The sequence below is a fragment of the Wolbachia endosymbiont of Spodoptera picta genome (assembly GCF_018141665.1).
In the GTDB taxonomy this organism is placed as follows: domain Bacteria; phylum Pseudomonadota; class Alphaproteobacteria; order Rickettsiales; family Anaplasmataceae; genus Wolbachia.
Map to the genome: position 1 here is coordinate 1,065,942 of NZ_CP067976.1, position 13,080 is coordinate 1,079,021.

The window sequence follows — 13,080 nt, forward strand, 5'->3', positions numbered from 1 at the left end:
GACACCATCATAAGGTGAACCAGTGTCAGCTACTTGAATGACAAGAAGAGGGCAGGGCCCTCCTTGTATATTAGATATAGGCTGAGTTATGATCGTGATAAACGTGATCGCTTGCGCAGTCGAACATTTTCACAAAACCATTCTCTAGATAGAGATTATATTCATGATGTTGATCTAATAACTCAAAGTTATCTTGTGTTTCTAAGCTGAAGTGACTTGAATCTGATAGCAATTCGTAATTTGGATTATCTATTTTACTAATGCTGCTTATTATTTTGCCATTACCATTTGATATAGCCAAACTATAACTATCACCATCCTTCATTATTTTGATGGATACCTTATCTTCAGGTAACACTATAAGCTTTTTCGTATCACTATCGTGAATTAGAAATTTGCCATCTTTAAAGTAATACTTGTCTTCCGGCAAAGCGCCAACCTTATAATCTGATGTGTGCAGTTTGTTCCAAAAATCTAACACAGATTGCTTATCTGCTCCTTCTGCTCTATTATACAAGGCTTTCACATCATTATAATCTATGATTACATTTGCCTTATGCTTTTCTTCTACATCTCTATCATAGCTCTTTTCTATTTTCAAGATTGTGTCTTTCAACACTACCTGCTCTTTCTCCTTCACTGAAGCTGACCTTTTTGCCCTTGTTGGAATTTGTGGTTGATCAGACTGTATTTCACTATTGTCGTTTGATACAGTTCTCTCTTCAGCAACAACATTAGTAGTACTATGGCTCATGTTAACCTCTGTCTTAGTTTCACTTACTTGCCCTTTTGGACTTTCGGTTTGTTTCTCTTTTGTGAATATTCTCTGATAGTCCGTGTAGTCTCTGTTAGTATCGCCGATATCGCCACTGCCTTGATCAAAAGTTATTTTTTTACTTCCACTTCCCATATCCTCAATTTCAACTTGAGGAGAAACAGATGCTAGGAAATCGTTATAACTGTAGTTATAATCAGCAGAAAAGAATATTTTTCCTTTGAAGTTATGGAAATTATTAGATAACATTCCAATTTCTTCATCAGTATCACCATCAAATAGTTTTACTTTAGTGAAATATCTTTGATTGTTGATTCTCACTATTTCACCACTCGAGTTTCTTTGTATCTGATAATCATTTGGATCATGTTTAATGGTAAAAAGTTTACCAGGGGCATATTTTTCTAAGTTTATAAGGCCCACATTTATATGTTTATGAGAATAATCTCTCTTTTCATATTCATGTGCAAATACTGGGTCAATATATTTGTATTCGTCTGGTATGCTACTGTATTCTCTTCCTTCAGAATCAGATGGTGCTAATTTATATTGTCCATCTTTTTCCACCAATTTTAGGTGAGTAACATTGCCTGGCAATTGAAACCTTACGTTTTTTCCATGATCATGAATGAACAAGTTACTTTCATTTATAACTTCACCTCTTTCATTTTTCATCTCTTCAGTGATATAGAAGCCCATATTTTTGAATGCATGTAGATTTTCGCCTCCTTGCTTTACAACCGCTTCGTATACATCGTCGTCTGTTCTATCAGTCCCTTTATCATCCAATAATGTTCCTTTTTCTACGATTACGCCGCTTTCTCTTTGCTCATCAGAATATTGAGCATGCTTTGAATCCTGATGATTTAGAATTTTGGTCCCTCTAAGAAGCAGAGAATCTAAATCTTTTTGAATGTGTCCAGTGCTAGGATGCAACAATTCATTTTCATGTAAATGTGCTTCATCAAAGTATTCATCACGTTCAACTGTTCTGCCATCTATCAGAGAAGCTTTATAATGACCGTTTTCTTTTGTAATTGCCATATAAGCACCTCCATCATATTGAGTATTCAAGTTATGCAATATGTCCTCAAAAACAAAAGTTTCTTTAGTTTGACCTTCAACTTGCTTAAAAAAGCCCGATTCGCTCGACAACTCTCCAAGCTTTGTATTCCCATCATATATAGATAGTGCACCCATATCTCCGTGACCAAGAGCTTGCATAGAAAAAATCTTGCCTTCTTGTAGATCAATATGATTTGTACCTCTTATCAAGTTTGGATCGATATTGACCAGCTCTCCTAATATTTTTGCTGCCTGAGGATTATTTTCAATCTCATCAACTGTTTTGTTTTTTAGTTGATCAAACTTTAAGAATGCTGGTCTGTATTTTGTATTTTCCTCATTACGTAACTCTTCAATAGTAATCTCTCCTTTATGATATTTTTGATACATTTCACCACGTTCTTTATTCAAATTATCGAATTTATCTGCCTCACTCTTAATTTTTGTATCATATTTTGATAATATTCTAAAAGCCTGATTTTTATACTCTTGACTGTTTTTATATTCATTACCTTGTTGGTCAGAGTAAGTTAGTTTATCCTGTCCATCAGGAGTTTTTACTACCTTTAAAAAATGATATTCCTTTGATATATCGAGGTTATCATTTGTTGCCCTATTAATAGCACGAGCAACATCATAAAATGCAACATGTTCTACAGGAGAAAAACTTCCAACGTTTTCTCCATCTATTTTTTCTATATTTGCTTTATAATACGATACATCTTTAATTTCTCCACCCACGATTTCTTGACCAGTTGCTATAAAATCTCCTTTTGTAACTTGCAAAGCGTTGAGATGTTCCATTGCAGTTTCTGTATCATTTTCAGCAAGCCAACTTTTGAAGTCAGCATCATGTCCTTTTATGTCTTTCAAGAAACTTTTTGATTCATCTGAGTTACCTTGACGTAAAGCATCTAGGTAGTCTCTTAATAAACTAGGATCTTTTTCCTGTAAGTACATTATCAACGCATGACCAGTTTTATACACTAAACTGTTTTCTTCACCATTGGCTGAGTATTGTAAATTTAAAATTCCACCTAGATCCAAATTTGCGGCTTCAGTTTTATCAATGCTTGACCCTTGAGCATTGAACTTGTGATCTGAATGATGTTCAAAGTAATCTGCAATTCCCTCCATTAATACTGTAGGTAGAGATTTTCCTCCTGTAGCCAAGTAAGTTAAACCATGTGCAAATTCATGCTGAAGGTTATGAACGCCACCTTGCTGATAGACATACATCTCAGCAAAAATATCAGCTTCTCCTTTGTAGTAACATTTACCACCTTCATCTCCAAGGTAAGAACCAAAACGTTCGCTTCCACCAAGGTGAGTGTAATCAGCCTTATCATCAAACACATAAATTTTGAACGTTTGTTCTGAGCTACCAGGCTCCAGCTTAAATGCATCTTTAAAATTAGTAGCTGTTTCTCTTATCTAACTTTCAATGTGAGCAACTTTACTTGCTCTTAAATTATGAGAATAAACTTCTACTTTAATATTTAAATCTTTAACTTCTATGATATGCTTATTGTTAAAGTATTCTTCTTTAGTTATATTTTTATTTATTTGTTGATTGATTGTCATAATTCTAACCTCTAATTTATTAGCCTTTACAATATCAAGCATAAAGTGACTCATCTGAAAAAAACGTAAATTCTCATATTGGTATAATTTATATCTTAATAAAAAAGTATAGATAGTTAACTTAATATGTAACATTTAGAATGTGGCTAAAATTCTATAGCTAACCTTAGGTGGCTGCTAACAAGTAACGGAATTATAAATATTAAGAAATTTATCAATTTTAAAAAAGGCAAAAAAATCCCTATGTAGTGAGTTTTAATAATGTAAATTGATAATGTGCTAACAAGCGCGATTTGGCTGAATGTAGAAAAATAAAAAAAGCCGCTATAATTTTATGTAATTTGCCAATAAATATCTGAGTTTTTTACTGAATTTTTGTTGTTAAATCTGCAGAGATTAAAAACAAGGATAAATACTCTTATTGATATGATAAGGAAAGTGGGAAGGTTTGTCAAGGAGTTTCATTCAGCAAGAAGTCTAAAAGCAAATTGACTTTCATTTCACTGAAGCACTATACTAAGGTTAAGATGGGTAATTAGCTCAGTTGGTAGAGCACTTGCTTGACGTGCAAGGGGTCGCTGGTTCGAGCCCAGTGTTACCCACGTTTTTTTGCTCATAAAAAGATTTTATATGACAGCAGTGCACAATGGCAAACACTCAATAGCAGAGTCCAAGCGCTTAATTTATTCCATAATAATAGTTGCAATAACAATGCTTATGGAGATAGTAGGTGGAGTAATTTCACACTCGCTTGCTCTGTTATCAGATGCAGGGCATATGCTCACTGATCTTTTTGCCTTGATTTTAAGCTGGGTAGCGCACAAATTTTCAGCTAAGAAATCTGATTTACAGAGGTCATATGGGTATCACAGATTGCAGATAATTGCAGCATTTGTTAATGGTTTAACTCTATTTTTCATTGCAGCGGTCATTATAATTGAATCAATAAAGAGATTCATTTGTCCGGTCAATGTTGAATGGAAAGTAATGCTAATAATTGCCACACTTGGCCTGATCTCTAACATTATAGTCTTTTTTATATTACATAGTAAATGCGAAAGTAATATAAACATAAAAAGTGCTGTATTGCATGTTATCGGAGATATTTTAGGTTCTGTAGCTGCTATACTTGCATCCATAATTATCATGTTTACCGGATGGCAAATAGTGGACCCTATTTTGTCAGTATTTGTCAGTTTAATAATCTTAAACAGTGGCTATAAAATTCTCAAGAATTCTTGCCATATACTCCTTGAAGGTACACCTGAGAGTGTATCTGCTGAGGAGATAAAAAGTGAGATTGTATCTAAGTTACCTGAAGTGATAGATGTGCATCATATACATGCATGGTCACTATCTGATAATTATTTTATACTTACTATGCATGCCAAGATAAAGCAAAATGGACAACACACTAATATTTTGTATGAGATAAAAAAAATACTATTAAATAGGTTCGAAATTGCGCACTCTACAGTTGAAATTGAATACGATGAGTGCGTAGACAGTAAAATACTTAAGCATTGACATCTATAGGCTATTTGTTATTACTACAATATCATAATATTATAGAGAGTAGGCTATGATAGGTATTTCCCAAATACAATTTCCTGGAAAGGATTCTTACAGATTAAAGACAGCAAGTTACTTCGCAGCTTTTGTTTCTTTAAGCATTTTAGTTAATCCTGCCAATGTCTTTTTATCTTTTGCCACATTGTTTTTTAGATCTGAAATAAAAACTTTTTACGTTTATAAAGACATAAAAGCTGCAAAGCAGGAAAAAATAAGTAAAAAGGAATATTGGGAAATATTTTTTGAGAAAAATAAAATTAAGATAGCATCTTTCCTTTTATTTTTTGCTTCTGTAACATATCTAACTTTTACGATTACTTTTCTACTTGTTTCGTTACTTGCAACAATACCACTTGCAATGGTTTTAATTCTATTACAAAGTGAATTAAGGCCAAAGGATTTTAGTCCATTTACGTTACTCAAATCTGCTATAAGTTTCTTTTTAGAAGGCATAAAAGAAAATACTCGCAGTATGACAAATAAGTTTGATGGTACTTATGAGCATTTACTGCCCCATCAATTGAATGACGATATTAGTAATAATATTGGTAAGTTAATACGCAAATATGATCCAGTACCAGAAGACGCTATTAATAATGAGGGATTTAAAGAATTTATTGAATATATAAATCACTTACATATGCTTGATGGCCAACCATTTAGTAATGAGAATAAGGGAAAATTAGTAATGTTTTTGCAAGATTTTTGCAAAGGTAATGAGAAACATAGCTCTGGCTTCACTGGTGGACAAATTCTTCTGTTAGTTCTTAGAGCCTGCAATGATGGAGATAGAGAAGCTGTAAAAAATAAAAAAGACGCGTTGATTGCAAATTTACTAGATAGCCAAACTTTCTCTAGAAAAGAACGAATTCCTAACACATGTTTTACTGGTGTTATCTACAGAATGTTAAGTACATTAGAGGGTATTCATTCCGATCCAGAGATTAAGTTTACACCACCTAGACAAATGCTCCTTACAGAAGCAGAAAATCAAGCACGTAAGTTTATGTTAGACAGGCTAAAAAATAAGAAAAACAGTAAAGAAATTCTTAGGGCTTGGCATAACGCCCAAAATAATTATGAAGATGATAAAAGTCAAAAAGTAGTTGATGATTTTATTGCAGAAGTAAGTATTCCCTTAATGAGAAATTTACTGAGTTTTACTTCTCAATATAGTGAACAAATTGTACTGACGTTAATGAAAAATATTAACTCTGTAAAGTTAAATAAATTAGAGCATTCTAAATTGAATCAATACATAAGAAATAAATTACAAGATCATGATTTAGATAATCAAATTGAAAATATCAAAGGAAAAGTCTTTTTGAAGCTTTTAAAGTGTGATTTACTTAAAACAGATTTTTCTCTCCAGGATTCATCTTTGGATGAAGCTAAGAGAATAGCTGATAAGGTAATAGAGAAAGAAATTAAGGAATTTAGGCTAAAAGCTGAGAAGACGGTTGAAGGTCAAGTGGACAGAATGTTAGATAGTTTAAGAATGTTACCACTAGAGAAAAGGTGTTATAGGGTATACACAGAACTGAGTAAAAATAGCAGAGACGATAAAGAAGAAATAAAGAAAATTCTACAAGAAAAGCTAGCAATAACAGAAGCAGTGATAAATAACATGTTAAAAAAAGAAGCTTCACACAGGCTAGAGATAGAGATTGAAGATATTTATAATCAAAATAAGCGCAATGTAACCACACTTTATGAACAAATACAAGAAGTGAAGCAAAGATTCATTGAAGATGAATTTTTAATACCTCAAGAATTAGAGAGTATAACAAGAGTAAAAATTACAATCTTAAATAAAGAAGATAAAATAATACCATCAAGCAGTTTATCTCGTAGTTTAAGTGTCAGTGATTTAACATCTCATCGCTTATAAAAACTTATGCTCTCTGCCTTGCAGAAGATTTGCAATATTTTTGTAATGCTTCAAGAAAATTAATATCGCTACAGTGAGTAGTATAAGGAATAACTCCTTTTGAAAAAAGAAAGATGCTATAACAGCTGCTGCAGTAGCAGCCAAGGAAGCAAGAGAGGAGTACCGAAAGATAAAAAATACTATTAGCCATACAAGTACAAATGCTAATGCTATAGAAATGTTAAGTGCTATCAAAGCTCCCAAAGTTGTTGCAACCCCTTTTCCTCCATTGAACCTTAGCCAAATAGGAAACATATGCCCTAGAACTGCTAAAATTGCAGATACATATATATAAAAATCGTTATTATCACAAAATTGTTGTGCTGTATAAACCGCGACAAATCCTTTCAAAGAGTCTAAAAATAATGCGAGGACAGCAAGTCTCTTATTTCCTGTTCTTGCAACATTTGTAGCACCAATGTTTCCTGAACCTACTTCTCTTAAATTTATACCATTTATTTTTGCAATAATTAAGCTAAACGGTATTGAACCTAGTATGTAGGATAATATAAGAATTATATATTTCTCCATTATTCTAGCATCCTCTCTCTTGTCATCCCAGTGCGTGACACTGGGATCCAGCGAACTTTATTCGCAAACGAATTTAGTAGATAAATATAAAATTTTACATTAAAATATAACACTACGGTGGAACTATATGCAAAATAGATCCCAGTGTCACGCACTGGGATGACAAAAGGGAGTTTTGCTATGAAAAGAAGATGGTACTGGAATGACATCTGTTGTTGTACCTTCATATGCCAGAATTTAATTAATTTTATTATTCCTTAGCCTTTTTAGATAACATTGGACTTCATTGTTAATCTGATTGCTAAACAGTATAAGTGCTGTCATATTGATGAGTGCTAAACAAGAGAATAAAGCCCCACCAATATTAGCAATAGCCATTATATCTTTAGACAAACCTGACAAAAATGCAACTACCACCACCGCTATACGATATATTACTACACTTTTTACACCAAACAAATACAGCCATCCCATTTCACAACAATATACAAATGAAATTACTGAGGAAAAGGCAAACAAAGGAGCAGCGATGGTTAAAAGTATAGGAAACCAAGAAGAAACTGTTTCAAATGCTTTTTGGGTGATCAATATTCCCTCGCCAATGCCGGTCTGGTATGCACCTGTTATTACTATTGTTATTCCTGTCAAGCAACAAATTAACATTGTATCAAAGCATGGTTCTATCATCGCAACCAGCCCAGTTCTAACTGGCTCCTCATCTTTAGCTACCGCGTGAGTGATTGCAGCAGAACCAACACCTGCTTCACTGGCAAAAATTGCTCTTTGAATTCCAGCAACAAATGCTCCTACTACTCCTCCACCAACAGCATTGAAGTCTATCATACTTGAAAACAATATTTTTAATGTATTGCTAAAATTGTGAATATTGAATGCAATAATCGTGAAACAACTCAAAATATATATGAGTGACATAATAGGCACCAGCGCAGAAGAGACTTTAGCTATTCTCCTGATTCCACCGATAATCACTAGAGCAAGTAATGTAGAAATTATGGAAGAGAGAAACCAAGGATGACCATCTATCCAATTTGAATAGCCAGATAATATTGAAACCATTTGGTTAGTCTGAAATGCCACACTTCCACCAAGACCTGATAATACAAAAAACACTGCATATATTGCAGCTAGGACAATACCAAGTTTCTTGAATCCAAATTTCTCTAGTCCATTTCTTATATATTGAAAGGGACCACTGAATAACTGCTCCTGGCCTTCTGTTCTGTGTCTGAATGCTAAAGTTACTTCAGCAAACTTTGCAGACATACCAAAAAAACCTGTAATCATCATCCAAGGTACCGCTCCTGGCCCTCCCACTGAAATTGCGATTGCAACACCAGCAACAGTTCCAAGACCTACTGTGCTTGACAGCGCGGTTACAAATGCCTGAAAATGCGTAATGTGACCATCATGATGATCTGTGTCATATTTTCCACATAAAATAGCGAACGCATGCTTAAACATCCTTATGCTGAGAAATCTAAAACGTAGTGTTAGAAATATATAACCAAAGGCCAATAAAAGAATTATAAATGGTACGTGAAAGATCTTGAAAAACAACACTTCATTCATGAAGTTGCTTACTCCATTTAATGCAGTGTCATAACTTTTATGAAAAACTGAAGCAGCGTATACATCATTAAATGGTAGGCAAAATAACACTATATAAAGCATTCTATAAATCATGTTTAATACCTTTTGTAATAAGAATCTATTGTATTTAAGACTTCCCTTCTCAGTAGATATATCGCAACAGCATTTGGAATCATAAGGCACATAAACAGGCTATCACCTAAATAAGATATAAATTCTATATTTTTTGATATACAGCTGATATACACTGAACCCACTATAAAAAACTGAAACAATATCAGTACTTTTTTGTTACCAAATAAGTACACTAGGGCAACTTCACAGTAGTAATAGTAAGCTATTATTGTGGAAAATGCAAAGGAAAACATTATCAGCGGAAGAGCTAGCTTGCTAAATAAAGGTAAGGCTGTTGAAAATGCTGAGCTAACTAACGTAATATCACCTACGGTATTAGTGATATGCATATCGGTAATAATTATCACAATACCAGTCAAAAATGAGACTAATATTGTGTCTACAAATGGTGCAATCATTGCAACACTTCCAACTTTAACTGGGTCTTTCTCTTTTACAATCGAATGTGCTATAGCTGCTGTTCCAGTACCTGCTTCATTAGCAAACACTGACCTTCTTACCCCTGCTATTAATCCACTCAATACTCCACCTCCTATAGCTGATTTGTTAAAGATATCTTGAAATATTATAGATAGAGCATTCAGTAGATTATTTCCGTTTACACAGATTAAATATATACACATGCCTATATATAACATTATCATGATCGGTCCTAAACCTGTTGCAACTAAAGCAATTCGCTTTATTCCTCCCAGTATTACAATTAATACAAATAGCGAGATAATAACAGATGTGTTGTATTCAAATAAGTTACTTGACAACGCTGTAATTTGATTTGCCTGAAATGGTATGCCGCCTAGAATCATTGCAACAAGCAGCATAACTGCGTAGATAAATGCAAGGAATTTGCCAGTCTTCATAAATCCAATCTTTGCAAATCCATGTTCCATATAATAAAAAGCCCCACCAGTTGTGTTTTCAGAGCGATGAGTAAATGCAAGCACTACTTCAGCAAATTTTATTGACATGCCAAGTACCCCGGTAATTATCATCCAAAAAACTGCACTTGGCTCCCCTATTGTAATAGCTATTGCAACTCCTGATATTGTTCCAAGACCAACTGTTCCTGAAATTACCGTTGCAAATGCCTGAATGTGGGTGATTATGCCGTTATTATTATGGCTCTCTAGGTTGAATAGTGTTTGTATCCCATATTTGAACAACCTAAAGTTAATGAATTTGAATCGAATCGTACAAAAAACCCCAGTTGCAATTACCCAAATAATTATAAATGGTATGTTGAATATCTTTATATATAAAAAAGAGTTTAATAGATCAGTTACTTTTATAATCATGCTGCTCACTATTTTTTATATAGCTGGCTAGTTTTATATGCGTAATGTATATAAAGTCCGGTACTTATTGGAATAGTCAAGATATAAACTGCACCTAAAATTGGTAGTGTTATCCAGGGCTTACTTATAAAAAATATGATCAATATTCCAAAAAATGACACAAATATATAGGATAAACTTTTAGGGACATAAATGTATTTTGCAGAGAAAGTTGGAATATGACTTATCGAAAAAAATGAGATGGTCAAAAAGTAACAAGCTGTATTCTTTACGTTAAAAAATTGCTCTATAAGAAGTAGATATTCACTTTCATGAGATTGAAAGGTAATAATTATTGGTAACAGAGCGAGTAAAGCACATACAGGAGCTGGAACACCGGAAAAGAAAAATTTTTTCCAGTATAATTGCTCTAAATGTAGCGAAACATTGAATCTTGCAAGTCTTATTGATATGCAGATTACATATATCATTACTAAAATCCATCCTACAACTTTAATTTCATTTAACTTCCAAAAATATAAAAGAAAAGCAGGTGCTGAACCAAAATTTAGAAAATCTGCAAAAGAATCGAGTTGTGCTCCAAAATCGCTAGTTGATTTTAAAATTCTGGCTATCCTGCCGTCCATTCCATCTATTATTGCTGCAATGATAATAAAAATTGCTGAAAATTCCCATTGTTCATTAAATGTGAATTTAAGTGAAGTAAGGCCAGCACATAAACCTAATAAAGTTATAAAGTTTGGGAATAACTTGGTAATAGGTAAAAATTTACTGTTACTTTCATCGTTATTCATATAACATCAAAAGTAAGCTTCTCTTGTTTATTAAAATCTGCTATAACTGTCTCACCGCCAATAACAGTTTGTCCTTCTGAAACTCTTACTTCTATACCAATAGGAATATAAATATTTACTCTGCTACCAAATCTTATAATTCCAAATCTTTCACCTGCTTTTACGCTCTGAGATGTCCTCAAATTACAAACAATGCGGCGTGCAATAAATCCAGCTATTTGTTCCACAATGATTTCTTTTCCCTTTTCATATTCAATCACAATAATCTGCTTTTCATTTTCATTACTGGATCTATTACTCATTGCAGAAACAAACTTGCCTTTTTTATAGTTCATTTCCTTTATCGTACCAGATATTGGTATACGATTCACATGGACATTCAAAACGCTTAGAAATATGCTGACAAGTGTAAATTTCTTTTCTTCTTCATTCTCTTCTGATAAAGAGTAACTAACTTCTTCTATCTTTGAAATTACACCATCAGCAGGACTTAATATAAAGTCCTTATTGTTTGGTACAGCTCTTGCTGGATCACGAAAAAAATAGGTACATAATAACGTTGGAAATAAGCAAGTAATTCCAGCTCCCCAAGATATAGAGAATGCTATACATGTTACGATAAAGGAAACAACTATAAATAAATAACCTTCTCTGTTTATGTTAGGTAAACCAAAGCACATAATTTATTCTCGATAATTCATTATTAACAATTTATCATTTATAATTTCTCATGAAAAGCTTTTTTTCACTGCTTCACTTTTGGAATGATTATATAAGCAAATGCTTATATAATCATTGATGGGTATTAAATTTTTAATAAAAATTAAAGATTTTTAGCTATTGTTAATATTATTTTAATAGAAACTTAATAATAATTCTTAATAATGTATGAATTATTATGTTCGTAATTTCGTATGACAGGGGAAATAGAAAAAGATGAATCTCCTTCCTTATACTCTGCAATTCGGATGGGTGATATTGAAGCTACAGAGCTGCTAATAAAGTTTGGTGCAAATGTCAATGATAATTATGAACGTAATCGTACACCACTACATATTGCTATCGGGTATAAGCAGTTTGAAATAGCGAAATTGCTGATAAATAACGGAGCAAACTTTAACGCAAAAACTGGAAATCATGGCAAAGATGACTTAACACCAATGCACCTTGCAATTTTTGCAAACACGCCAGAGTTTATAGAATTGCTAGCTAGCAATGGTGCGTCAATTGATGAAAGAGAAAGCACTGAAGGACATACACCTTTTCACCTTGCTACTTTATATGGAAATAAAAGTATAATACAAGCCTTAGTTGACAAGGGACAGAATATTGAAGATATTGATAATAATGGGCGTACAGCTTTATCTTTAGCTATTAGGCAATGCACTGAAGCAAAGGATGATAGCAGAGTAGAAGTTATCGAGTATTTGATAAATAAACTCAAAGCAGACATAACGAAAAAAGATAATAATAACAACACAATACTTTTTCCTGCTGCTAATAATTGTCCTGGAAAAGTAGTGGAACTCATCATTAAACAATATATAGAAAGCTTTGGTAGAGATCGGTTGAAGAATTTTATCAACCACAAAAATAAAGCTGGAATGGATGCCTTGGATATTGCACTCAATAGTAGAAATGAAAAGGCCATTGAAGTACTTAGCTCATATGGAGCAGATATCGAGAATAAAGTAACTCCCAAGATTACTGTAGAAAAACCAAATAGTAACTTAGATGGAGCGGAAAGTATAGAAGTGGTATCCCCAATCAAACAAAAATAAAAGCAGC

The 13,080-nt window shown here is 33.1% G+C and carries 8 protein-coding genes, 1 tRNA gene and 1 pseudogene; 4 read left to right on the plus strand and 6 right to left on the minus strand.

Features of this window, described 5'->3' with window-relative positions:
• Nucleotides 1–70 precede the first annotated feature (70 nt).
• Nucleotides 71–3,424 (minus strand): annotated as a pseudogene (locus JKF54_RS04840) (peptidase M2).
• 529 nt (nucleotides 3,425–3,953) lie between these two features.
• Between JKF54_RS04840 and JKF54_RS04845 the strand changes: the two are divergent.
• The 3 genes from JKF54_RS04845 (at nucleotide 3,954) to JKF54_RS04855 (ending at nucleotide 6,887) form a co-directional block, all read left to right on the plus strand.
• Nucleotides 3,954–4,026 (plus strand) — tRNA-Val (locus tag JKF54_RS04845).
• A 28-nt stretch (nucleotides 4,027–4,054) separates the two neighbouring features.
• The gene (locus JKF54_RS04850) at nucleotides 4,055–4,951 is read left to right on the plus strand and encodes a cation diffusion facilitator family transporter (protein ID WP_211907775.1); all 897 of its coding nucleotides are present in this window, start codon (nucleotides 4,055–4,057) and stop codon (nucleotides 4,949–4,951) included.
• A gap of 55 nt (nucleotides 4,952–5,006) precedes the next feature.
• Complete coding sequence (locus tag JKF54_RS04855; RefSeq protein ID WP_211907777.1) at nucleotides 5,007–6,887, plus strand: hypothetical protein; 1,881 nt, start codon at nucleotides 5,007–5,009, stop codon at nucleotides 6,885–6,887.
• Here the strand turns inward: JKF54_RS04855 and plsY are convergent.
• The 5 genes from plsY to JKF54_RS04880 all read right to left on the minus strand — a co-directional run bounded on the left by plsY (nucleotide 6,882) and on the right by JKF54_RS04880 (nucleotide 11,972).
• Complete coding sequence (gene plsY, locus JKF54_RS04860; RefSeq protein WP_211907784.1) at nucleotides 6,882–7,457, minus strand: glycerol-3-phosphate 1-O-acyltransferase PlsY; 576 nt, start codon at nucleotides 7,455–7,457, stop codon at nucleotides 6,882–6,884. The two genes, JKF54_RS04855 and plsY, sit on opposite strands and share 6 nt — an antisense overlap.
• Before the next feature lie 237 nt (nucleotides 7,458–7,694).
• Nucleotides 7,695–9,161, minus strand: coding sequence for an alanine/glycine:cation symporter family protein (locus tag JKF54_RS04865; RefSeq protein WP_211907787.1), 1,467 nt, complete (start codon nucleotides 9,159–9,161; stop codon nucleotides 7,695–7,697).
• A 2-nt stretch (nucleotides 9,162–9,163) separates the two neighbouring features.
• The gene (locus JKF54_RS04870) at nucleotides 9,164–10,498 is read right to left on the minus strand and encodes an alanine/glycine:cation symporter family protein (RefSeq protein WP_211907789.1); all 1,335 of its coding nucleotides are present in this window, start codon (nucleotides 10,496–10,498) and stop codon (nucleotides 9,164–9,166) included.
• Nucleotides 10,499–10,506: 8 nt separating this feature from the next.
• Complete coding sequence (locus JKF54_RS04875; RefSeq protein ID WP_211907791.1) at nucleotides 10,507–11,292, minus strand: CDP-alcohol phosphatidyltransferase family protein; 786 nt, start codon at nucleotides 11,290–11,292, stop codon at nucleotides 10,507–10,509.
• The gene (locus JKF54_RS04880) at nucleotides 11,289–11,972 is read right to left on the minus strand and encodes a phosphatidylserine decarboxylase (RefSeq protein ID WP_211907793.1); all 684 of its coding nucleotides are present in this window, start codon (nucleotides 11,970–11,972) and stop codon (nucleotides 11,289–11,291) included. Before JKF54_RS04880 ends, JKF54_RS04875 begins: the two co-directional genes overlap by 4 nt.
• Nucleotides 11,973–12,206: 234 nt before the next feature.
• Between JKF54_RS04880 and JKF54_RS04885 the strand changes: the two genes are divergently transcribed.
• Entirely contained in the window at nucleotides 12,207–13,073 is an 867-nt protein-coding gene (locus JKF54_RS04885) for an ankyrin repeat domain-containing protein (protein WP_211907795.1), read from the plus strand.
• Nucleotides 13,074–13,080 lie beyond the last annotated feature (7 nt).